This window comes from Streptomyces sp. NBC_01171 (assembly GCF_045039805.1).
In the GTDB taxonomy this organism is placed as follows: Bacteria; Actinomycetota; Actinomycetes; order Streptomycetales; family Streptomycetaceae; genus Streptomyces.
Genome location: NZ_CP108609.1, coordinates 5,834,168 through 5,856,488 on the forward strand (window position 1 = coordinate 5,834,168; position 22,321 = coordinate 5,856,488).

A 22,321-nucleotide genomic window follows, 5' to 3' on the forward strand; every position below is an offset into this window, starting at 1 on the left:
GGAGAAGCCATGACGGAGCACAACGACACCCACACCCGGCGCGTTCCGAGGGACCTGCCCGACCAGCAGGCGAGCCACGACAACGACCGCTGGGACGCCCCCGCGCAGGACGACGACCACGAGGTGCCCGACACGGACGAGGCGGGCGCCGGCCCGCGCGGCGCACCTGAGTCCGCCGGGGTGCGCCCGGACCAGCCCGTACCCGACGAGCCCTCCGGCTGACGCCCCTCGAAGTCGCGGCGGCTCAGTGCTGGCAGTTGGGGCACCACAGCGTGCGGCGGCCGGAGAGGCGCCCGGAGCGCAGCTCCCCGCCGCAGCTCGGGCAGGCCGGGGACACGTCGTCCCGCCGCCCGGTGAGCCACGTACGGCGCGGCGGCACCCGCCCGGCACGCACGGCGGACGCCAGCACACGCCGCATCGCCGTGTACACGCCTCGCGCCTCGGCCTCGTCGAGGCTCTTCGCCGGGCGCGCGGGGGCGATGCGGGCCCGCCACAGGATCTCGTCGCTGAGCAGGTTGCCCAGGCCCGCGATGAGGGACTGGTCCATCAGCACGCTCTTGACCGCGCCCCGTCGCCCGGCCAGCAGCTCCAGGAACTCGGTCCGGTCCAGGTCGAGCGCGTCCGGCCCGAGGTCCGCCTCCAGCTCGGCCACCGCCTCCCGGTCCTCGGCGAACCGGATGCCCTGGAGCTTGCGCTGGTCGCGGTAGCGGAGCTGGCGGCCGCCGTCGAGGGTCAGGACCACCCGGTCGTGGTCGTGCGGGGGATCGTCGGCGGAGGCGGCGACCAGCTCGCCGGTCATCCCGAAGTGCCAGACCACGGCCGGCCCGTCGTCCAGCGGGGCGATCAGCAGCTTGCCGTGGCGGCGCGGCTCGGCGAACCGGTGGCCCTCCACCCCGCTGCGCAGCCGCCGCGCGGTGACCCCGCGCAGCACGCCCGCGTCCCGTACGTCCACCTTCTCCACGGGGTGTCCCTGGCCGCAGGAGCGCAGCACTCCGCGGAACGCTTCGACATCGGGCAGTTCCGGCATGCCCGCCTCCCTGGCTCGTCCGAGTTCACGAGGCGAGCGGCGCGGTGTCCATCCCCGCGTGCTCCCTCAGCCCTTCCAGGAACTCCCGGAGCGCCTCCACGGCCGTGTACCGGGGCTCCCAGTCCAGCTCCGTCCGCGCGCGGGCGGAGTCCATCAGCGGCAGCCGCAGCACCGCGTCGAAGAGGTCCGGCGAGGCGGGCACCAGCCGCAGCCGCCATGCCGCCGACAGGGCGGCCCGTACCGGCGGCAGCGGGACGCGCAGCGGACGCGCCTCCAGCAGCCCGGCCAGCGTGGCCGCGTCCACGGGCGGGTCGGCGGCCAGGTTGAAGGCCCCGCGCACCGGGCGGAGCACCGCCTCGGCGAACGCGGCGGCCGCGTCGTCGGTGTGCAGCGCCTGGAACTTCAGCCCCGGCAGATCCGGGATCACCGGCACGAACGGTGGCCGCACCCACTGGGTGGGCAGCCACGACCCGGCGAAGATCCGCCGCTGCTCCGACGCCGCCTCCCGCTTGAAGAGGAAACCCGGCCGCATCCGTACCACCCGCGTCTGCGGATGCTTCAGCTCGTAGGCGTCCAAGTACCTTTCCAGGTAGGACTTCTCCCGGCAGTACGCGGCCTGCGGCCAGCCGTGAGTGGGCCAGGACTCGTCCACCTCGCGGTCCTTGGGGCCCGGCGAGTAGGCGCCGACCGACGAGGCGTGGACCAGCGCGGGCACTCCCGCTGCCGCGGCGGCCTCGAACACCCGGATGCTGCCGAGGACGTTGGTCCGCCAGGTCGTCACCGGGTCGTGGGTGGGCTGGAACTTCCACGCCAGATGCACCACCGCGTCCGCGCCCCGGAAGAGGGACACGAGGTCGTCGCCGTCCGGGTCGACGTCGGCCGCCACCCAGGTCGTGCCCTCCGGCTGCCAGTCGGGGGCCCTGCGGGCCACGCCGGTCACCGACGCCACCTCGGGGCGCCCGCGCAGCGCCTCCACCACGCTCGTGCCGACATTGCCGGTCGCGCCGGTGACCACGACCCGCAGCCCGCCGTCCGCCGCGTCCCTCGCCGTGTCGGTCATGACAGCCGCCTTCCCTGGAGATCGAGGGCCCGTCGGGTACCCGTGGCACGGCCCGTCAAGCACCGGGTAAGTACCGGAAGTGCCGGGTACCCGGACGGCAGCGAGCCGCAGTACCTACGACATTGGAGGCGACATGCGCGCTCTCACCTGGCAGGGCAGGAGGGACGTCCGGGTCGACACCGTCCCGGACCCGCAGCTCCAGGACCCCACCGACGTCATCGTCCGCGTGACGTCGAGCGGGATCTGCGGATCGGACCTGCATCTGTACGAAGTCCTCGGCCCGTTCCTCGACGCCGGCGACATCCTCGGCCACGAGCCCATGGGCATCGTGGAGGAGACCGGCTCCGAGGTGACCTCCCTCGCCCCCGGCGACCGCGTGGTGGTGCCCTTCAACGTCTCGTGCGGCGAGTGCTACATGTGCGGCCAGGGCCTGCACTCCCAGTGCGAGACCACCCAGGTCCGCGACCACGACAAGGGCGCTTCCCTGTTCGGTTACACCAAGCTGTACGGCCAGGTCCCCGGCGGCCAGGCGCAGTTCCTCCGGGTGCCGTTCGGCGACCAGCTCCCCGTCAAGATCCCCGACGGCCCGCCCGACCAGCGCTTCCTCTACCTCTCCGACGTCCTGCCCACCGCCTGGCAGGCCGTCGAGTACGCCGACGTCCCGCCCGGCGGCACCCTCGTGGTCCTCGGCCTCGGCCCGATCGGCGAGATGGCCTGCCGCATCGCCCGGCATCGTGGCGTCGAGAACGTCATCGGCGTCGACCTCGTCCCCGAACGCCTCGCCCGCGCCCGGGAGCACGGCATCAAGGTCTACGACCTCGGCGAGTACGGCGACGAGCTGGCCGACGCGATCCGCGACGTCACCGACGGGCGCGGCGCCGACGCCGTCATCGACGCCGTCGGCATGGAGGCGCACGGCGCGCCCTTCGCCAAGGCCGCCCAGTGGGCCACCGGCCTGCTCCCCGACGCCCTCGCCCAGCGCCTGATGGAGAAGGCGGGCGTCGACCGGCTCGGCGCGCTGCACCTGGCCATCGACATCGTCCGCAGGGGCGGCACGATCTCGCTCTCCGGCGTGTACGGCGGCATGGCCGACCCGATGCCGATGCTGACCCTGTTCGACAAGCAGATCCAGCTCCGCATGGGCCAGGCCAACGTGCACCGCTGGGTCGACGACATCCTCCCGCTGCTCACCGACGACGACCCGCTGGGCGTGGACACCTTCGCCACCCACATCCTCCCGCTGGAGCAGGGCCCGCAGGCGTACGAGACGTTCCAGGCGAAGAAGGACGGCATGATCAAGGCGGTCCTGGAACCCTGGTGAGGCGCGGCCCCGGCCGGTGAGGCCGGGGCAGGGCAGCAGGGCGAGGCGCCGCTCGGTGACCCGGGAACCGGCACCGAGCGGCGCCTCGCCCGCCGTGGCACCGAGCGCGACCACCACCTCCGATGACACCAGCCGCACCAGGACCCGCGCGTCCGGGTCGCCCGCCCCGGACACCGGCTGCGTGGCGTCCTCGTACAGCGGGCAGCCGTGGCACTCGGCTTCGGCGCCCCGTTCAGGCCCGGCGGGCCCGCTCGCGTGCGAGGCGCAGCAGGACCACGACGAGGTCCACGGCGGCGAACAGCGCGAGGACACCGCAGATGACGGCCAGGACCGTGAGCTGGGTGGGGTCCGGCACGTCCTGCTGCCGCACCGTGCCCGCCCAGACGGCGAAGAGCACCGTACCGAGCACGAAGACCAGCAGCCCGATCACGCTGAGCACGAGCCGCAGCTTCAGCGGGCTGCGGGCGGTGACCGGTTCGGTCCCGGTGCGTTCCCGGCGGCGGCCGATCGTGCCCGAACGCGCGCGCGGCACGCGTGCCGTGTCGTCCTGAGTGTGTCGTCGGCTCATGCCCTCATCCCCGTCCAGGTCGCAGGAGTCGTCGACGACTCCGGGGAGGGAGGCGGCCCGCCGCCCGACGGACGGCCGGGCTGCCCGGTGCCGACTCCGCGTACCCGCCCCCGTGCCCCGGCAATCACCCGCGCGCGCCAGGCCGGGGCGGTGTGCGAGAACAAGGCCGGGGTACTCGGGCGGAGTAACCGGCAGGCCGTCGACCCGGCCGTCCATCCACTCAACTCACCAAGCGGGAGAGGCGATGTCCACCGCACAAACGCTGATCGCCATCGTGGTCCCCATCGTGGTCATCCTGATCCTGATCGCCGCCGGAGTATGGCTCGTGACGCGCCGCCGCAGGCGCCGCCTCCAGGAGAAGTTCGGCCCCGAGTACGACCGGGCCGTGCAGTCCGGCGAGAGCAGGCGGGAGGCCGAGCGCGAACTCCAGGCGCGCGAGAAGCGGCACCGCGACCTCGACCTCAAGGAGCTGTCCCCCGAGGAGCGGGACCGGTACTCCACCGAGTGGAGGGGCACGCAGGAGCGGTTCGTCGACCACCCGGCGCAGAGCGTGGACGACGCCGACCGCCTGGTCACCCAGCTCATGCGTGACCGCGGCTACCCCACCGAGGGCTTCGAGCAGCAGCTCAGGGACCTGTCCGTCGAGCACGCGCAGACGTTGGAGCACTACCGCGACGCCCACGACGTGAGCCTCCGCAACGAGAACGGCGAGGCGACCACCGAGGAGCTGCGCGGCGCCATGGTGCGCTACCGCGCCCTCTTCGACGACCTGCTGGGCAGCGGTCGTCCCCCGCACCACGAGAGCACCGGGCACGACGCGGCCTGACCCGGCGCGCACTTCCACCACGGCACCAGCGGAAACGAGGTTGTCATGTCAGATCGGCACACCAACAGCGGTCCCGGCGAGGGTGAGTTGACCACGGAGGACCTGGCCCACCCCGGCCGGGACAGCCGTCCCGACGCCCGCTCCGGCCCCCTGTCCGAGCCGCGTCCGGACGCACCGTCCGACACCGGCCGCGACGCCCCGCCGGACGCCCGCTCCGGCCCGCTGTCCGGGGCGCGCCCCGACCGCTCCTCCGACCGCGGGCCCGACCGCTCCGCCGACACGCCCCCGCCGGCCTACCCCGGTGAGGCGTCGGCCGTCCCCGACGACACTCGGGACGCGCGCGGCGGGACTCGGGACGCGCGCGGCGGGCGGACCGCCACCGGCGAGCGGGAGAACGTGCCCGAGCGGACGGCCGCGGGCGAGCCGACCGGCGCCCCGGAGCGCACCCCCCTGGCCGAGGGGGACGACCGCGACCGGCGGCCGGAGGGTGACCAGCGGCACGGCGGCGGGCAGCCGCGCTCGGTGGACGAGGGCGCCGACCCCCTGATCGCCCACGGAGAGGCGCAGGACTACCGCGAGCGCTGGGCCAAGATCCAGGGCACCTTCGTCGACGACCCCAAGGACGCGGTCCGTTCGGCGGACGCGCTGGTCGCGGACGTCATCCAGTCGCTGGCCGCGACCTTCGCTGACCACAAGAAGGAACTCGAGGGCCAGTGGAGCCGCGGCGAGCAGGTCGAGACCGAGGGGCTCCGGGTGGCGCTCCAGCAGTACCGCACCTTCTTCAACCAACTCCTGGACGCCTGAGCCCCGCTCACGTCACACGCGAAAGCGGCCCGGACCTCGTCGGTCCGGGCCGCTGTCGTGTGGTACGGCGGTTACGGCAGCGGCGTACCGCCCGTCGCGTTCAGGATCTCCGCCGTGATGAAGCTGGCGTGCGACGAGGCCAGGAAGACGTAGGCGGGGGCCATTTCGGCCGGCTGGGCCGGGCGGCCGAGCGGGGACTGCTTGCCGAACTCGACCGTGTCCGGCATCGTCGCCGGGATCAGCGGCGTCCACACCGGGCCCGGCGCCACGGCGTTGACCCGGATGCCGTCGTCGGCGACCATCTGCGCCAGCCCCTGGGTGAAGGTGACGATCGCGCCCTTGGTCATCGCGTAGTCCAGCAGATGCGGACTCGGCTTGTACGCCTGCACGGACGTGGTGTTGATGATGGAGCCACCGGACGGGATGTGCGGCAGCGCCATCTTGCTCAGCCAGAACATGCCGTAGAGGTTGGTGCGCACCACCCGGTCGAACTGCTCGGTGGTGATCGCCTCGATGCCGTCCGGCTGGGACATCTGGTAGGCGGCGTTGTTCACCAGGATGTCGATGTGCCCGAACTCGTCCACCGCCCGCTCGATCAGCCGGCGGCACTGCTCCTCGTCCCGGATGTCACAGGGCACGGCCACCGCCTTGCGGCCGGCCTCCTCGATCAACCGGCTGGTCTCGGCGGCGTCGTCGCCCTCCTCGGGCAGGTAGGTGAAGAGCACGTCGGCGCCCTCGCGCGCGTAGGCGAGTGCCACGGCCCGGCCGATGCCGGAGTCGCCGCCGGTGATCACCGCCTTGCGGTCGGTCAGCAGTCCGCTGCCCTCGTAGGACTCCTCGCCGTGGTCCGGCGGGGGGTCCATCGGGCCGGTCCAGCCCGGATGTTCCTGCTCCTGCTCCGGGAACTCGGGGCGGGGATGCCGGTGGAGGGGATTCTCGGTCACGGGGACTTCCTTTCCGTTCCGCCGTGCGGGAGTGTCCGCAGGGCGCTGTGCTGTTGCCGCCACGCCTTCAGCACATGCGCGCCGAACCGGTCCTCCAGCAGACCGGTGGCGTGCACGCCGAAGGCGATGTCGGCCTCGAGGTGCGGTTCGTCGGCCAGCAGCCCGCCGACCACGTCCCGGCGGACCACCTGCTCGTGCACGGCGTCCGCCTCCACGTGTTCGTCGTAGAACCGCTGCGCGGCCGCCCCCGCGCCGGCACGGCGCAGGGCGGCCGCCATCCGGCGGGAACCCGGCGACGAGGTCACCTCGACGGTGGCGAAGTGCCCCACCAGGGCGCCCCGCAGCGCGCGGTGCAGCCCGAAGAGGGACATCAGGTTGACCGTGGCCAGCGCGACCGCCGGTGCCTGGTCGAGATAGTGGCCGTAGGTGGTGTCCAGGCCGAGGTCGCCCATCAGGTCGGCGTAGAGCCGGGCGTGGATCTCCTCGGGGCGGCCGGCGCCGAACTCGTCGAACTCGACGGCCACCATGCCCGCCTTGGCCCGTCCGTTCAGCCTCGGGATGACCCAGGCGTGCGGGTCGGCCTCCTTGAGGTGGTACAGCGAGCGCAGGGCCGCGTACTCGGTGAGCTGCCACAGCTCGCCGTCGCGCTGGAGGTGGTGGCTGACGCTGCTGTCGTCGTGCCCGACGGGCTCGACCAGCAGCGCGTCCAGGGCCTCATCGGCGCTCGTGCCCGGCGGCACGTCCCGGCGCAGGGCCGCGAGGAACGGCCGCTCCAGCGCGCGGCGCAGCGCCAGCAGACCCGGGTCCCACTCCAGCTCGTCGGGCACGCCCGCGAAGCCCCGGTAGTGCAGCTCGTAGAGGACGTACAGGGCGAGCTGGAGGTCGTCGCCGTACGGGTCGACGGTGGGCGGAAGCGTGCTGTTCAGCGCGGTGTCACCACTGGTCAGCGTGGCGATGACGGTGGCGGACAGGTCGCCGCGCGGCTGGGGGAGTGCGGGCGCGGTCAACGGGTCTCCTTCGCGTTCTTCGTACGGCGGCGGTGGCTGGTGTCGCACCAGGGGTAGATACGGCTGCGGCGGCAGGTGCAGAGCGCGACCGTGAAGCGCCGCGAGGTGACGATCGTGCCGTCCGGGAGGGTCACCTCGACCGGGCCGGGCAGGAGCAGCGGGCCGTCGGGCGTGATCGTCACGCTCGTCGCGTCCTCGGCTTCTCGGCCCACTGCTGACCACCGTCCTCTCGGCTCGGGTACTGGGGTCCGTGCTGCACGAGTACCCGCTGAAAGCCGCCGAAACGGGCCGACCGGGTCAACGGCGCACGGCGCGCACCACCACCAGCTCCTCCTGGTCCTCGTGCCGGTCGCGCAGCATGCCCCGGCTGTGCAGCCAGGAACGGCGCTCGCGCAGTACGGGGCCGAAGGGCACGGTGGCCCGGTCCACCACGGTGGCGTCCAGCCCCGCGGCGGTGAGCCGGTCCAGGGTCGGCGCGGTGCCGCACAGCGCGGAGTGCACCAGAAGCAGGGCCCCGCCCCGCTTCAGCGCACCGGCGCTGGTGTCGCAGATCCGGTCCACGAAGAGCCGCCCGTCCGGCCCGGCGTCCCAGGCACGGGCGGAACCCCGGCTCGGCGGCCTCGGGGCGGGCGCGGGGACGTAGGGCGGGTTGCTCACCACCAGGTCGTACCTGCGGCCCGGCACGGCCGAGACGAGGTCGCCGCGGCGCACCGTGATGCGCTGCCCGGCGAGCAGCGCGTTGCACCAGGCGGTGGCCAGGGCCCGCCGGGAGATGTCGACCGCGGTGACCCGTGCCCCGCGCGCGGCGGCCCGCACGGCCAGCGCGCCGCTGCCGGTGCACAGGTCGAGCACGCAGGAGTCGGCGTCCAGGTGCTCCTTCTCCATGACGCGTGCGATGAGATCGGTGTCGTGCTGCGGGGTGTACACGCCCGGCGGTGTCGGCAGGGCTGCCAGGGGTCCCATGTCGGCCTCCAGGGCGCTGATCGTTCCTCGTGCCGTTTCTGAGTGCCCTGCGTAGCGATCGGCACACCTCGGGGAGCCGTGACGTTACCCTGAGTTATTGGACGGAAGCTTTCAATGACGCACAAGCGCGCCACGGCCGGGATGGCCGTGGCGCGCCGGGAGCGTCGTGACGTCAGCAGTAGAGGTTGCCGCCGGGGGAGACGCCGAGGATCTGCGAGAAGCGCTGGTAGGCGTCGACGCGGCTCTGCACCTGGGCGGGGTTGCGGCCGTCGCACTCCAGGGAGCCGTTGATGCTGCGGATGGTCTGCCCGAAGCCCGCCTGGTTCACCATGGCGTTGTGCGGCGTCATGGAGCCCGGTCCGGACTGGGTGTTCCAGTACCAGAGGCCGGTCTTCCAGGCGACGGCGCTGTCGTTCTGCACCAGGTTCGGGTTGTGCAGCAGGTCGATGCCGAGCGCGTCACCGGCCGCCTTGTAGTTGAAGTTCCAGCTCAACTGGATCGGACCGCGCCCGTAGTACGCCGCCTGCCCGGCCGGGCAGCCGTACGACTGGCTCCAGTCGCAGTACGTCGGGTAGTTGGCGGTGTTCTGCTCGACCACGTAGACCAGGCCGCCGGTCTCGTGGTTCACGTTGGCGAGGAAGGCCGCGGCCTCCTGCTTCTTCACCGTGTCGCTGCCGGTGTTGGCGAAGCCGGGGTACGCGCCGAGCGCGTTCACCAGCCCGCTGTACGAGTAGAACGAGTTCCGGTTCGGGAACATCTGGTTGAACTGGGCCTCGGTGACCACGAAGTTGCCGACGGGCGTGGTCCCGCCGCCGTCGCAGTTGTACGGGTCCCAGTACCAGGTGCTGATGATCGGGTCGTAGCCCGGGTTGTCGTGCTCGGCGATGTACGCCTTGCCGTCGGTGTACCGGACGATGTCACCGGCCCGGTAAGAGTTGCCGGCCACCCAGTTCGGGTAGCTCGAACAGGAGGCCGCCGGAGCGGCGGAAGCGGCCGGCGCCGGCAGCAGCACGGGTGCCACGGCGAGGGCGAGCGCGGCCAGCGCGGCGGAGATGTGCCGTCTCGACACTGAATCAACTCCTAGGGATGCCACGGCCGTTCCAGCGCAGGGCGGAACGCGGGCGCGCTCACTGCGTGCATGCCGAAGACACCGGCGAAGGCGTGGGGGGCGGCCGTGATGGGGGGTGTGAGGCCACACTCAAACGCATTGGTCTGTACCAGTCAAGAGGATGCGCGGAGGAGGGGCGAAGTTCGGTCAACTTCCTTGTGGGTCAGGGGAGTCGAGTGGTCGGACGACGGCAGACAAAAGGGTGCGGAGGGCATCCTCGATGCCCTCCGCACCCCTTTTCCGGATCTCAGCCGATGCTCACCTCGGGCGAATAGAGGTCCAGCCACAGAGCCAGATCGAGCGTCCGCTCCAGCCCGCGCCGGGCCGCCTGCGTACCGGCCAGGGACTCCCTCTCCGCGATCCGCCGCACCTTCTCCCGGTCCAGCAGGTCGAAGACCCGGTGGGACGGCTTGGCCAGCAGGTCCTTGACCTGGGTCTGGAGGGCTCGGCCGTAGCCGGGGTCCTGGGTGGAGGGATAGGGGCTCTTGACCCGGTCGTACACCGAGCGGGGAAGCACGTCCGCCGTGGCCTCACGGAGCAGGCTCTTCTCGCGGCCGTCGAACGACTTCAGGGCCCAGGGGGTGTTGTAGACGTACTCCACGAGCCGGTGGTCGCAGAACGGCACCCGCACCTCCAGCCCGACCGCCATGCTCATCCGGTCCTTCCGGTCGAGCAGGACGCGCACGAACCGGGTGAGGTGCAGGTGGGACATCCGCCGCATGCGGAACTCGAAGTCGCTCTCGCCGTCGAGCCGTTCGACCCCGGCGGCGGCCGTACGGAACCCGTCCGCGACGTACCCCTTCAAGTCCAGCGCCTCCGCCAGCTCGGGGCGCAGCACACCGGTGTCGTCCCCGAAGTGACGGCCGAAGGCCACCAGCCAGGGGAACGTGTCCGCGTGCCGTGCCTCCTCGTCGAAGAACTGGAGGTACCCGCCGAACACCTCGTCCGCCGACTCGCCCGACAGGGCCACCGTGGACCGGTCCCGGATGGCGCGGAAGAGCAGCAGCAGAGAGGCGTCCATGTCACCGAACCCGGCGGGCAGATCACGGGCGCGGATCACCTTCTCGCGGGCGGCGGGATCGGCGAGGGACTGCACGTCGAGGACGATGTCCTGGTGGTCGGTCCCGGCGAGCCGGGCCACGTCGTGGACGAAGGGGGTGTCCGGGGTCCTGCGCAGCTCGTCCGCGACGAAGTTGTCGGCCTGTCCGGCGAAGTCGACCGCGAAGCTGCGTACCTTCTCGCCCCGCTCCGCGAGCTGTTGGGCGGCCAGCGCGGTCATGGCCGAGGAGTCCAGGCCGCCGGAGAGCAGGGTGCAGCGCGGCACGTCCGCGACGAGCTGACGGCGCACGATGTCGTCCAGCAGTGTGCGGACGGTGGCGATCGTCGTTTCCCGGTCGTCGGTGTGCGGACGGGTCTCCAGCCGCCAGTACACCCGCGTGTGCAGGCCGGAGCGGTCGACGGTGACGACGGTGCCCGGCTCGACCTCGCGCATGCCGTCCCACACCGCGTGGCCCGGGGTCTTGACCATGGTGAACAGCTCCCGCAGCCCGCCCGGCGTGACCCGGGGGCGGACCAGCGGGTTGGCGAGGATCGCCTTGGGCTCGGAGCCGAAGAGGACGCCGTCGGCGGTCGGGTGGTAGTAGAACGGCTTGATGCCCATCCGGTCGCGGATCATCACCAGCTTGTCGTGCCGCCCGTCCCACACGGCGAACGCGTACATGCCGTTGAGCCGCTCGGCCACCGTGTCGCCCCACTCCAGGTAGCCGCGCAGCACGACCTCGGTATCGGAGTCGGTGATGAACCGGTGCCCCCGGTCGGTGAGTTCGCGCCGCAGCTCGGTGAAGTTGTACGCCTCTCCCGAGTAGACCAGGGCGACGTTCCCCTGGGGCGTGCGCACCGACATCGGCTGGCGTCCGCCGGGCAGGTCGATGATGGCGAGCCGGCGGTGCCCGAGCGCGGCGGGCCCCTCCGCCCAGACGCCGCGGTCGTCCGGGCCCCGGCAGGCCATCGTCTCGGTCATCGCATCCAATACGGAGTCCTCGGCGCCGAGATCACGGTCGAAGGACACCCAGCCGGTGATGCCGCACATGCGCTGCCTCCTGCCTCCGGCACACCGCCGACCCGCTGCTGATCTGCGGTTTCCCCGCGAGCACCGGACCCGGTCGGCAAACCGGTTGTATCGAGCACCTATGTGACGAGCCTCCGCCCGGCACCGGCGCCGGTCAACGGCCCCCGTAACCTCCACGACACGAACCACCGCCGGTTTCGGCCGTACTTTGCCGAAGCGAAAACCGGCGCATGCCGGGTGAGCAGCGTGGCGGCACCGCGAACCGGCCACAGGCAAAAACTTCACCAATCCCCAGGTGGCCCTACCCGGCGGCCCAGTGGTGATCGACAACGACCGTGGGCCGCTCCGGAGGCGGGTTGCAGCGCCCGCCCGAGGGGCGTTACCTGGAAGCAACGGCGGTGAAGCGAGGGCCATGGGCCCCGGGCACGGACGCGCCCTCCCGCGCGTCCGGCATCGGCCGGGCCCCGCCACCGTCATCCGGCGCGAGACGCGCACGAGACGCGGAGGTGACACAGGTGAAAGCCGTTGTCTACGAAAGGCCCTTCAGCGTCACGGTGACAGAAGTCGACGATCCGCAGATCCAGCACCCCAACGACGTGATCGTCCGCATCACCTCGTCCGCGATCTGCGGCTCCGACCTGCACATGTACGAGGGGCGCACGGCGGCCGAACCGGGCATCGTGTTCGGCCACGAGAACCTGGGCGTGATCGAGGAGGTCGGCGACGGCGTGGTCTCGCTGTCCGTGGGGGACCGCGTCGTGATGCCGTTCAACGTGGCGTGCGGGTTCTGCAAGAACTGCCTCGCCGGCGAGACCGGGTTCTGCCTGACGGTGAACCCCGGCTTCGCGGGCGGCGCGTACGGCTATGTGGCCATGGGCCCGTACACGGGCGGCCAGGCGGAGCGGCTGCGGGTGCCCTTCGCCGACTTCAACTGCCTGAAGCTGCCCGAGGGCGACGAGAACGAGACCGACTACGTCCTGCTGGCCGACATCTTCCCGACCGGCTACCACGGCTGCGAACTCGCCCAGGTCTCACCCGGCGAGACGGTCGCGGTGTACGGGGCCGGCCCGGTGGGCCTGATGGCCGCCTACTCGGCGCTGCTGCGCGGCGCGTCCAAGGTGTTCGTGGTCGACCGGGTGCCCGAACGGCTCGCCAAGGCCGAGGAGATCGGGGCCATCCCGATCGACTTCACCCAGGGCGACCCGGCCGAGCAGATCAAGGCGCAGACGAACGGAGAGGGCACCGACAAGGGCATCGACGCCGTCGGCTACCAGGCCCAGAAGGGCGACGAGAGCGGCCACGAGGAACCCGCGATCGTCCTCAACCAACTGGTGGAGACGGTCCGTCCCACCGGCCGGCTCGGCATACCGGGCCTGTACGTGCCGTCCGACCCCGGCGGGCCCGACGAGAACGCCAAGCACGGTCAACTCCTGGTCTCCATCGGCAAGATGTTCGAGAAGGGCCAGAAGATGGGCACCGGCCAGTGCAACGTCAAGAAGTACAACCGCCAGTTGCGCGACCTGATCGCCTCCGGCCGCGCCCGGCCCAGCTTCGTGGTCTCCCACGAACTGCCGCTGGAGGACGCCCCGCGGGCGTACGACAAGTTCGACAAGCGGATCGAGGGCTACACCAAGGTGGTACTGCACCCCGGCCACGACCTCGCGGCGTGAACCGGGGCTCCGGCCCGCCGGTCAGGCGTGCTGGGCGGTGATCTTCCGCCCCGGCGCCGCATGGTGGGCCGGAGCGTCCTTGTCCGAGGTGCGCAGCCGCTGGAGCCAGAGCGTCGCTGTGACCAGCAACCCCGCGAACAGCGCGAGGAGGAGCACGGAGACCCACATCTGACGACTGCCGGGATGCATCCAGCCCGTCCAGATCGCGGCGGTGAGCCACAGGGCCACGCCGGTCGCGTAGAAGGCACGTACCCTGCGCAACTGCCGCACGGCTCGCAGGATTCGGGAGTGATCGGTCTTCGCTGCCATGCGGCCCCTGTACCCCCGATCCCGCCCCGCACGACCCCTTGATCGCACACTCTTGTCGTTCGGCAACTTCGCCCTGGTCAGAGGCATACGACGACCAGGGCGGTGTCGTCCGTCATGCCCTCGGCGGGGAGCATGTCGGACAGAACGGCGTCGGCCAGCGCCTCGGGGGAGGCGATGTGCCGGCCCGCTTCGAGGGACTCGACGAGCCGGTCCAGCCCGGTGTCGATGTCCTGGTGCCGCCGCTCGATGAGGCCGTCGGTGTACAGCACGAGGGTGTCGCCCTCGGCGAAGCCGACGGTGGCCTCCGGGCGGGGGCGCGGCTCGAAAGCGGCGTCCAGCGGCGGATCGGTCGCCTGGTCGAGGAGGTCCGCGCCCCCGGCGCCGCGCAGGAGCACGGGCGGGGGGTGTCCGGCGCTGGAGTAGGCGAGGGTGTGGTGGTCCCAGTCGATGAAGACGGTCACCACGCTCGTGGACTGGGCGCCCTCCACCGAGTGGGCGTAACGGCCGAGGACCTCCAGGGCCTGGGCGGGCCCCTTGGCGACCCCTGAGGTGGCGGACAGCGCGCTGCGGAGCTGGCCCATCACACCGGCGGCCTCCAGGCCGTGGCCGACGACATCGCCGACCGCGACGGCGATCCGGTCCCCGCCGACCAGCTTGACCAGGTCGTACCAGTCCCCGCACACATTGAGCGAGCCGACGGCGGGCCGGTAGCGGACGGCGACCCGGTGGGGGTCGACCGGAGCGGACACCGGGAGCATGGCGCGCTGGAGGGCGAGGGCGACCTCGCGCTCGCGGGCGTGCGCCTTGCGGAGACGCTCGTTGACCTGGTGCAGCTCCCGCATCCGGCTGTACAGCTCGGCCTCCAGATTGCGCTCACCGCCCGCCCGCCCGCTGACCCGCAGCAGCTCGGTGACCTCCTCCACCCGGTGGATCAGTACGGCGATCTGCCCGTCCGGCGCGAACACCGGCGCGTTGACGGGGCTCCAGTACCGCTCCTCCCACCGGCCGTCCCGCTCGGCGGACTCCACGTCGTACCGTTGCAGCGCCATGGTGTCGGCCTCGCGGTTCAGCAGCACCCGGCGCAGGGACGCCTCCAGGTTCCGCGCACCGGAGGCGCCGGGCTCGCCCGGATTTTCGGGGAAGGCGTCGAAGAGATACCGGCCGACCACCTGATCCCGGCTGCGGCCCGCCTGCGACAGGAAGGCCAGGTTGGCATCGACGAAGACCAGATCGACACTGAGCAGCGCGACCGCACCCGGCAGCGCCTGGAACACCGCCGCGTAGTCGATCGCCATCGTTCCAGCGTAGTCGGAATCGCCCTTCTGTGGATCATCAGCACATATTGGGGTGCGGGGGGATGGGTGTTCCGGGCCTGCCCACGGGTAGCCGGTTGGCCGTACCGTCCGGTAATGCCCGGCCGCCGCCACCCGACCCGCGGCTTTCCGGACCGGCAGAACGAGAGGACGTCATGGAGCACTACCGAATCGTCAACCCCGCCACCGGCGAGACCGAGCGGGAGTACCCGACCGCCACCGACGCCGAACTGCGGGACGCGCTCGAGTCCGCCGACAACGCCCAGCGCGAGTGGGCCGCCCGGCCGCCCGAGGAGCGCGCGGCCGTACTGCACCGGGTGGCCGACCTCTACGAGGAGCGCAAGGACCAGCTCGCCGCGATCATCACCCGCGAGATGGGCAAGCCGGTCAGGCAGGGCCTCGGCGAGATCGACATCGTCGTCTCGATCTACCGCTACTACGCCGACCACGGCGAGGAGTTCCTGAAGGAGGAGGAGCTGGACGTGGCCTCCGGCGGCCGGGCCGTCATCCGCAAGGAGGCCGTCGGCACCCTGCTCGGGATCATGCCGTGGAACTTCCCGTACTACCAGGTCGCCCGCTTCGCCGCGCCCAACCTGATGCTGGGCAACGCGATCCTGCTCAAGCACGCCCCGCAGTGTCCGGAGTCCGCGCTGGAGATGGAGCGGATCTTCCAGGACGCCGGGCTGCCGAAGGGGGCGTACATCAACATCTTCGCCACCAACGAGCAGATCGAGGACGTGATCGCCGACGACCGCATCCAGGGCGTCTCCCTCACCGGCTCTGAGCGGGCGGGCGCGGCCGTCGCCGAGATCGCGGGCCGGAACCTGAAGAAGGTCGTGCTCGAACTGGGCGGCTCCGACCCGTATCTGATCCTCGGCGTCTCGGACATGTCCCGCGTCGTGAAGAACACCCTCCAGGGCCGCATGCTCAACGCGGGCCAGGCGTGCAACGCCTCCAAGCGGATCATCGCGCTGGACGAGCACTACGACGACTTCGCCGAGCAGTACACCGAGGCGATCCGCCGCATCGTCCCCGGCGACCCCACCGACCCCGGCACCTTCATGGGCCCGCTCTCCTCGGAGAAGGCCGTCGAGACCCTGGACGAGCAGGTTCAGGACGCCGTGTCCAAGGGCGCGACCGTCCTGGCCGGCGGCCGCCGCATGGACCGGCCGGGCGCCTGGTACGAGCCGACGGTGCTCGCCGGCATCACGCCCGACATGCGGGCCTACAAGGAGGAGCTGTTCGGTCCGGTCGCGCTGCTCTTCAAGGTGGGCTCCGAGGACGAGGCGGTCGAGTTCGCCAACAACTCGCCGTACGGGCTGAGCGCCTCGGTGCAGACCGACGACGACGAGCAGGCCGAGCGGGTGGCCCAGCGCCTCGCCACCGGCATGGTCTTCCTCGGCGGCCCGGCGGGCACCGCCCCCGAGCTGCCCTTCGGCGGGGTCAAGCGGTCCGGCTTCGGCCGCGAACTGGGCCGCTTCGGCATGGAGGAGTTCGCCAACCACAAGCTGGTCCGCATCACCCGCTGACCGGGCGAACGGGCATGAACGCCGACCGCAGGGACACGTTCCCGGCATGCGCACTCATGACCTGATCGTCATCGGAGCCGGCACGGGCAACGCCCTCGTCGACGACCGCTTCGCCCATCTGGACGTCGCCGTCGTCGCCGAGGGCCCCTTCGGCGGCACCTGCCTCAACGCGGGCTGCATCCCGAGCAAGATGCTCGCCGCCACCGCCGACGTGGCCGACGCCGTCCGCGAGGCCGGTCGCCACGACGTGGACGCCGAGCTGCGCCGGGTGCGCTGGGCCGACGCCCGCGAGCGGGTGTTCGGCCGGCTCGACGCCGCCGCCAAGGAGGGCGAGGAGGGGCGGCGGGCCTCGGACAACGTCACCGTGTACCGGGGCCGGGCCCGCTTCACCGGCGAGCGCCGGCTCAGCGTGGAGACAGAGAGCGGGCCGGTGGAGCTGCGCGCCGACCGGATCGTGGTCGCGGCGGGCGGACGGCCCGTCGTACCCCCGCTGATCGCCGACTCCGGGCTGCCGTACGAGACCTCCGACACGGTGATGCGGCTCGACACCCCGCCGGAGCGGCTCGTCGTGCTCGGCGGCGGGTACATCGCGGCCGAACTCGCCCACGTGTTCCACTCGGCGGGCAGCCACGTCACCGTGGTCGAGCAGCAGGACCGGCTGCTGGCCCAGCAGGACGAGTCGGTCTCCGAGGCGTTCACCGACCTCGTGCGTGACCAGTGGGACCTGCGCCTGGGCCGCGAGCTGACCGAGGTCTCGGGGGAGCCGGGCGACCTCCGGCTCACGCTGGACGACGGCACCGAACTGCGCGCCGGCACCCTGCTCGTGGCGGTCGGCCGCCGCCCCGCCGGCGACGGCCTCGGCCTGGACGCGGCCGGGATCGACGCCGAGGACGGCCGGATCACCGTGGACGAGCACCTGCGCACCAGCGCCGAGGGCGTGTGGGCGCTCGGGGACGTGTCCACGCCCGTACCGCTCAAGCATGTCGCCAACCGCGAGGCCGAGGTGGTGGCGCACAACCTCCTGCACCCCGGCGACCCGCGCACCATGAGCTACGACGCGGTGCCCGCCGCGGTGTTCACCCGCCCGCAGATCGCCCAGGTCGGCCTCACCGAACAGGAGGCCCGCGAGCAGGGCCTCGACTACGCCGTCGCCACGCACCGGTACGAGGACGTGGCCTACGGCTGGGCGCTGGAGGAGACCCAGGGCTTCTGCAAGGTGCTCGTCGACCGCGGCACCGGCCGCCTGCTCGGTGCCCATCTGCTGGGCCCGCAGGCGGCCACCCTCGTCCAGCCGCTGGTCGTGGCCCAGACCTTCGGCATCACCGCGCGCGCCCTCGCTGAGAAGCCGCTGTGGATTCACCCGGCCCTGACGGAGGTCGTGGAGAACGCCCTGCGCGAGCTGGACTCCCCGGCCTCCTGAGCGTCAGGTCCGCCGCGTCACGTCCGCTGGAAGAACTCCACCTCCGCCAGCGCGACGTGCCGCCCGCCGGACAGGCCGACCGGTTCGCTGAGCGTCAGCCGGACCGAGGTGACCCGGCTCATGCCGACCGCGATGGGCTGCGGGCCGGGCTTGTCGCTCAAGTCGATCTTCCTGCGCTGGACTTGACCGTCCTCGGAATAGACGTCCATGTCCAGATGGAGGGCGCGGGCCTGGGTGCCGTAGTCCTCGGCGTTCTTGGACGCGCCGTTGGTGACGATCACGTCCACGAACCGGAACGGCTTGGCGAAGGCGTACGTCACCGACGCGCCCTTGCCGGGGATCGCCCAGTAGCGGTTGGTCAGCCCGTCCGTGGTGAGCCGCGCGGAGTGCCCGGGGAGCTCGGCCGTGGCGGTGACGCGGGACGGACTCACCGCCTTGGGGGTGCCCAGCTTGTCCCGCGTGTCCTCGATCAACTTCCGTCCGGCCGGGAGCAGCAGGAACGCCCCCACGCACAGCGCCAGCACCACGGCGAGGATCACCAGCAGCCGCGTCAGGGCGCCCGAGCCGCCCCGGGTGCGCCGCCGGAACGGCCACACGGTGCGCCACCACGGCAGCGGCTGGGTCTCCGCCACGGGCGCCAGCGGCGCGGCGCACTTGCGGCAGAAACGGCGGTGTGGGGGGTTGGGCGTGCGGCAGACGGGACACGGGATGCCGGACGTGTCCTCGTCCGCCGGGAGCGGGCGCACCACCGGGCGCGGGGCGACCGCCTTGGCCGGCTTGACGGGCTGGGGGGCGGTCGGGGGAGCGGGGGGCTCGGGGGTCACCGGGCGGGGCGGGTCCGGGGTGCGCTCGGGGGGTGGTGCCGGTGCCGGGGCCGGTACGGGTGCCGGCGTGGGCGGCTCGGCTTCGTCGGTCCGGGCCGGGGCGGGCTCGGCGACCGGCTCGGGCGCAGGTTCCGGCTCCGGTTCCGCCTCCGCAGGGACGTCGGCGGCCGCCCGGCGTGACGACCGTCCCGACCCCTCCGACCAGCCCAGGTAACTCCCGCAGTTCCCGCAGAAGTCGTCCGTCGCCTCGTTCGACGCCCCGCAGGCGGGACATTCGCGCATGCCGTCACTCCCCTTCGCCGGAGCCGGAGGGCGCGGCGGAAAGGACCTCCACCCGGCATCGTGTGTGCACCGGGACCAGGGCCCGGACCAGTTCATGGACCTGTGACGCCTCGACGGGCGCCTCCCGGCCGGGCCACACCCGTACGACGATCTCGGCGTCGGGCGCGGGTGGCAGCTCGCTGCCGGGGGTGCCGGACCAGACGGCGGCGCCGTCGCCCACCACCTCGGCCCGTACCCCGAGGATCAGATGGAGGGCGTCCACCAGACCACGCTTCGTACCGCGCCGCCGGTGCAGTTCCATCGCCCGGACCGTGGCCTCGCGGCGCAGCTCCAGCGGCCAGCTCGGATCGTCGACACCGCCCACCCAGGAGGCGAGCCAGGCCACGAAGTCGGCCGGGGCCACCCGAGGGTCGAGGTAGGCGGGCAGGTTGTCGAGCGTGCTGAACACCGGGGCCAGGACGGTGTCCAGCCCGGCGGTGAACCGCTGGGCGAAGTCGTCCTCCGCGTACAGCGCGGGCAGTTGGCCGCCGATCGGATGGCGGCTGGGCAGACCGGGGATCGCGGCGCGGCTCATACCCGTGCCTCCGGCTCCGCCGCCGTGACGACCACCTGGTGCTGGTACGGGAAGACCAGCGCGCCCGCCCCGATGTCCACCCGGTCGACCGGCGTACCGCGCCGCCCGGTCACCGGGTCGGCCGGGAACAGCCGGATGTCCTCCACCAGGACGTCCCCCACGGCACGCTGGAGCACGCCGAACACCTCCCCGTACTGCACCGGCCGCCCGAACGGCCAGCCCGTGCCGTCGGGACCGCCGTGCAGCGGGTCCAGGTGGTCGTAGAGCGCGGCCAGGGCGGTGGCCCGTACCCGGTCGGCGACGGCGGCCGGGGCGGTGAGCCGGGCCACCACGGTGACGCCCTGGTAGACCGGCGGTTCCACCACGAGACGGGTGCCGATCAGGCGCCGCTCGTCCAGGGCCTCCGTGATCGCGGCGAGCACCTGGTCGGACGGGATGAGCTGCTCGAAACGGACCCGGCCGTCGTCGTCGGGCACCGCGTCCGGCACCACCAGGACCCGGACCGCGCCCGGCTCGTCGGCGGCGGGCAGACAGCGCACCCGGCGAACCGAGGGCGCCGCCTGCCGCGCGATGATCTCGTGGTCCTCGGCGGTCACCGCGCGCTCCTGCATGCGCAGCGCCTGCGGGGCGCGCAGCCGGGCGTTGGCCACGGTCTCGCCCGCGACCCCGCCGCGGGCCGCCTCCCGGTTGCCGACGCGGGCGACGTACGGCACCGAACTGCGCAACACGTTGATCGCGCCGCGCGCCACATTGCCCGCCGGGCCGCCGCCGGTGCGGTAGCGGGCCACGCGCACCTGGGCGCCCTTGGGCGGCACCGCGCCGCACGGGCGCAGCGTGCCGTCGGGTTCGCGCAGCGCGGGCGCGAAACCGAACTCGCCCGACGTGGCGTCGACCCGTACGTGCCGGTCCTCGGGGCCGGAGCGGCCGAAGTGCTCGACGACCTGCCAGCGCTGCCAGCCGTCGGCGGAGGACACCTCCACCAAGGGCGGCTCGCCGTCGAGCAGCACCGGCGGCCGGTCCAGGCGGAACGTCTGCCCGGCGACCCCCTCGGAGACGCCGAGCGGCACGTCCGTCACCGTCTCCGCGTGCTCCACCGTCATGGTGCCGCCCATCGTGAACACGGCGGCCTCCCGCACGGTCGGCGACTCGGAGTAGAACGGCTGGCCGGGCTCGGCCGGCACGACCCGGCAGCGCAGCCAGCCCGCGTGCGTCCCGCCGATCACGGACGCCGTGTGCGACGCCGGGATGTACACGACGACCTCGCCGGGCCGGTTCAGACCGCCCGTGGTGTCCTCGCCGGTCTCGCACCGCAGCCAGCGCGTGCCGTCCCACGCCTCCCAGGTCAGCGGGGGCTGACGCGGGTCGACGCCGACGCCCTCGACCCGGCTGTCCAGGCGGACGGCGACCACACAGCGCGGCACGGCCGTCGGCAGCCCGAACAGCAGCGCGTCACCGGGCTCGGGCACCGCCTGGAAACAGGGCACGTCCCGGCCCTCGGCCAGCGCGTTGGTCCGGTCGGTCTGCTCACCGCCGCGCGGCGCCGTCACCAGCCGGATCAACTCGCTGGGAAGGATGCGCAGTTCACCGGTCGTGGCGAAGACGACGGCGTCCTCGTCCTCACCCGCCGCCGTCGTCACCTCGGTGCCCGCGGTCAGCGTCACCGGCTCCGGCTGCGGCGCGGAGAGCCAGAAGTCGACCTCGGCGGCCGCCGCCGACGGCGGGAACAGCCGGATGCCCAGCAAGTCCAGGAAGGCTAGGTAGTTCTTCTCCGGCACCCGGTTCAGCCGGTACAGCAACTGGTCCACCAGATAGGCGAACGTCTCGATCAGCGTGACACCGGGGTCCGACACATTGTGGTCGGTCCACTCGGGGGCACGCTGCTGCACATACCGTTTCGCCTCGTCGACGAGCTGCTGGAAGCGCCGGTCGTCCAGATTGGGGGAGGGCAGGACCATCAGTCGCCGACCACTTCCTCGACACCCTCCTCGGAGGGGATCGTGTAGAACGGAAACACCAGATTGCGCCGGTCGTTGGTGGAACGCACCGTGTAATGCACGTCGATGTAGAGCGTCCCGGCGTCCACCGCGTCGAAGGCCACCACCACCTCGTCCACCGAGATCCGCGGCTCCCACCGCTCCAGCGCCTCCCGCACCTGCTGCGCCACCCGGCCCGCCGTGTCGCCGTCGCCCGGCGCGAACACGTAGTCGTGGATGCCGCAGCCGAACTCGGGCCGCATCGGCCGCTCTCCGGGCGCGGTGCCGAGGACCAGCCGGATGGCCTCCTCGATCTCCCGCGCCCGTTCCACCATGGCGATGCCGCCGGTGGGGCCGACCCGCAGCGGGAACGCCCAGCCCCGGCCGATGAACCGCTCGCTCACAGCACGCCACCTATCTCCACGCTCAACTCACCCATCACGATCTGCGCCTGGCACGCCGTCTTGTCACCCATCCGCGCGGCCGGCAGCCCGCCGATCAGGACACCCTCACCGACCACCGCCATCGGGTCCGGCACGATCACGTTCAGCGGCCCGGTGGCCGCGTGCGGCGGGACCACGCACACGTGCAGGCTGCCCACGACGGCAGCCGGACGGCCCCCGATGAGCACGGTCGCCACCCTCGCGGCGGCCGCGGGCGGCGGGGTGGTGATCCGGCCGCCATGGCTCGTCGGATCACCGGTACGGGCTGCGGCCGGCATCGTGAACTCC

At 72.5% G+C, this 22,321-nt stretch carries 23 protein-coding genes; 7 read left to right on the forward strand and 16 right to left on the reverse strand.

Features of this window, described 5'->3' with window-relative positions; genetic code table 11:
* Positions 1–9: 9 nt before the first annotated feature.
* On the forward strand, positions 10–222 hold the full coding sequence (locus OG448_RS26975) for a hypothetical protein (protein WP_405557583.1): 213 nt from the start codon (positions 10–12) through the stop codon (positions 220–222).
* A 22-nt stretch (positions 223–244) separates the two neighbouring features.
* Here OG448_RS26975 and OG448_RS26980 read toward each other — a convergent pair whose 3' ends face one another.
* Together OG448_RS26980 and OG448_RS26985 are read right to left on the reverse strand one after the other, a co-directional pair.
* Positions 245–1,027 (reverse strand): Fpg/Nei family DNA glycosylase, encoded by a 783-nt coding sequence (locus OG448_RS26980; protein ID WP_405557584.1) that lies wholly within the window; start codon positions 1,025–1,027, stop codon positions 245–247.
* Between the two features lie 25 nt (positions 1,028–1,052).
* Positions 1,053–2,087 (reverse strand): NAD-dependent epimerase/dehydratase family protein, encoded by a 1,035-nt coding sequence (locus OG448_RS26985; protein ID WP_405557586.1) that lies wholly within the window; start codon positions 2,085–2,087, stop codon positions 1,053–1,055.
* A 133-nt stretch (positions 2,088–2,220) separates the two neighbouring features.
* On the opposite strand from OG448_RS26985, the gene OG448_RS26990 reads away from it, so the two are divergent.
* On the forward strand, positions 2,221–3,408 hold the full coding sequence (locus tag OG448_RS26990) for a zinc-dependent alcohol dehydrogenase (protein WP_405557588.1): 1,188 nt from the start codon (positions 2,221–2,223) through the stop codon (positions 3,406–3,408).
* Between the two features lie 232 nt (positions 3,409–3,640).
* Here the strand turns inward: OG448_RS26990 and OG448_RS26995 are convergent, their stop codons facing one another.
* Positions 3,641–3,976, reverse strand: a complete 336-nt coding sequence (locus OG448_RS26995; protein ID WP_405557590.1) for a DUF6343 family protein — start codon at positions 3,974–3,976, stop codon at positions 3,641–3,643.
* 244 nt (positions 3,977–4,220) lie between these two features.
* Between OG448_RS26995 and OG448_RS27000 the strand changes: the two genes are divergently transcribed.
* Together OG448_RS27000 and OG448_RS27005 are read left to right on the forward strand one after the other, a co-directional pair.
* Positions 4,221–4,802 carry a hypothetical protein gene (locus OG448_RS27000; RefSeq protein WP_405557592.1) on the forward strand — a complete coding sequence of 194 codons (582 nt, stop codon included), beginning with the start codon at positions 4,221–4,223 and terminating at the stop codon, positions 4,800–4,802.
* A 45-nt stretch (positions 4,803–4,847) separates the two neighbouring features.
* A complete protein-coding gene (locus tag OG448_RS27005) occupies positions 4,848–5,606 on the forward strand; it encodes a hypothetical protein (RefSeq protein ID WP_405557594.1) in 759 nt (252 codons plus the stop codon).
* 71 nt (positions 5,607–5,677) lie between these two features.
* Here OG448_RS27005 and OG448_RS27010 read toward each other — a convergent pair whose 3' ends face one another.
* The 6 genes from OG448_RS27010 to asnB form a co-directional block, all read right to left on the reverse strand.
* A complete protein-coding gene (locus tag OG448_RS27010) occupies positions 5,678–6,550 on the reverse strand; it encodes an SDR family oxidoreductase (protein WP_405557596.1) in 873 nt (290 codons plus the stop codon).
* Positions 6,547–7,557 carry an iron-containing redox enzyme family protein gene (locus OG448_RS27015; RefSeq protein ID WP_405557598.1) on the reverse strand — a complete coding sequence of 337 codons (1,011 nt, stop codon included), beginning with the start codon at positions 7,555–7,557 and terminating at the stop codon, positions 6,547–6,549. The genes OG448_RS27010 and OG448_RS27015 overlap by 4 nt, the downstream gene beginning before the upstream one ends.
* Positions 7,554–7,739, reverse strand: coding sequence for a CDGSH iron-sulfur domain-containing protein (locus tag OG448_RS27020; protein ID WP_405557600.1), 186 nt, complete (start codon positions 7,737–7,739; stop codon positions 7,554–7,556). The genes OG448_RS27015 and OG448_RS27020 overlap by 4 nt, the downstream gene beginning before the upstream one ends.
* A gap of 115 nt (positions 7,740–7,854) precedes the next feature.
* Entirely contained in the window at positions 7,855–8,520 is a 666-nt protein-coding gene (locus tag OG448_RS27025; RefSeq protein ID WP_405557602.1) for a HemK2/MTQ2 family protein methyltransferase, read from the reverse strand.
* Positions 8,521–8,692: 172 nt separating this feature from the next.
* Positions 8,693–9,589, reverse strand: a complete 897-nt coding sequence (locus OG448_RS27030; RefSeq protein ID WP_405557604.1) for a glycoside hydrolase family 19 protein — start codon at positions 9,587–9,589, stop codon at positions 8,693–8,695.
* A gap of 286 nt (positions 9,590–9,875) precedes the next feature.
* Complete coding sequence (asnB, locus tag OG448_RS27035; RefSeq protein WP_405557606.1) at positions 9,876–11,717, reverse strand: asparagine synthase (glutamine-hydrolyzing); 1,842 nt, start codon at positions 11,715–11,717, stop codon at positions 9,876–9,878.
* 494 nt (positions 11,718–12,211) lie between these two features.
* On the opposite strand from asnB, the gene OG448_RS27040 reads away from it, so the two are divergent.
* Entirely contained in the window at positions 12,212–13,366 is a 1,155-nt protein-coding gene (locus tag OG448_RS27040) for a glutathione-independent formaldehyde dehydrogenase (RefSeq protein WP_405557608.1), read from the forward strand.
* Positions 13,367–13,387: 21 nt separating this feature from the next.
* Here the strand turns inward: OG448_RS27040 and OG448_RS27045 are convergent, their stop codons facing one another.
* A complete protein-coding gene (locus tag OG448_RS27045; RefSeq protein ID WP_405557610.1) occupies positions 13,388–13,675 on the reverse strand; it encodes a hypothetical protein in 288 nt (95 codons plus the stop codon).
* Positions 13,676–13,752: 77 nt separating this feature from the next.
* A complete protein-coding gene (locus tag OG448_RS27050; RefSeq protein WP_405557612.1) occupies positions 13,753–14,970 on the reverse strand; it encodes a PP2C family protein-serine/threonine phosphatase in 1,218 nt (405 codons plus the stop codon).
* A gap of 173 nt (positions 14,971–15,143) precedes the next feature.
* On the opposite strand from OG448_RS27050, the gene OG448_RS27055 reads away from it, so the two are divergent.
* Together OG448_RS27055 and OG448_RS27060 are read left to right on the forward strand one after the other, a co-directional pair.
* Positions 15,144–16,517 (forward strand): NAD-dependent succinate-semialdehyde dehydrogenase, encoded by a 1,374-nt coding sequence (locus tag OG448_RS27055; protein ID WP_405557614.1) that lies wholly within the window; start codon positions 15,144–15,146, stop codon positions 16,515–16,517.
* Between the two features lie 46 nt (positions 16,518–16,563).
* Positions 16,564–17,937, forward strand: coding sequence for a mycothione reductase (locus OG448_RS27060; protein ID WP_405557616.1), 1,374 nt, complete (start codon positions 16,564–16,566; stop codon positions 17,935–17,937).
* Positions 17,938–17,954: 17 nt separating this feature from the next.
* Here the strand turns inward: OG448_RS27060 and OG448_RS27065 are convergent, their stop codons facing one another.
* Genes OG448_RS27065 through OG448_RS27085 form a run of 5 tightly spaced genes read right to left on the reverse strand, consistent with a single transcriptional unit; the run spans position 17,955 to position 22,311 of the window.
* Complete coding sequence (locus OG448_RS27065; RefSeq protein ID WP_405557618.1) at positions 17,955–19,043, reverse strand: NADase-type glycan-binding domain-containing protein; 1,089 nt, start codon at positions 19,041–19,043, stop codon at positions 17,955–17,957.
* A 4-nt stretch (positions 19,044–19,047) separates the two neighbouring features.
* Positions 19,048–19,617 (reverse strand): phage tail protein, encoded by a 570-nt coding sequence (locus tag OG448_RS27070; RefSeq protein ID WP_405557619.1) that lies wholly within the window; start codon positions 19,615–19,617, stop codon positions 19,048–19,050.
* A complete protein-coding gene (locus OG448_RS27075; RefSeq protein ID WP_405557621.1) occupies positions 19,614–21,572 on the reverse strand; it encodes a putative baseplate assembly protein in 1,959 nt (652 codons plus the stop codon). The genes OG448_RS27070 and OG448_RS27075 overlap by 4 nt, the downstream gene beginning before the upstream one ends.
* Positions 21,572–21,994, reverse strand: a complete 423-nt coding sequence (locus OG448_RS27080; protein WP_350907100.1) for a GPW/gp25 family protein — start codon at positions 21,992–21,994, stop codon at positions 21,572–21,574. The genes OG448_RS27075 and OG448_RS27080 overlap by 1 nt, the downstream gene beginning before the upstream one ends.
* Positions 21,991–22,311 carry a PAAR domain-containing protein gene (locus tag OG448_RS27085; RefSeq protein ID WP_391298147.1) on the reverse strand — a complete coding sequence of 107 codons (321 nt, stop codon included), beginning with the start codon at positions 22,309–22,311 and terminating at the stop codon, positions 21,991–21,993. Before OG448_RS27085 ends, OG448_RS27080 begins: the two co-directional genes overlap by 4 nt.
* Positions 22,312–22,321: the final 10 nt, after the last annotated feature.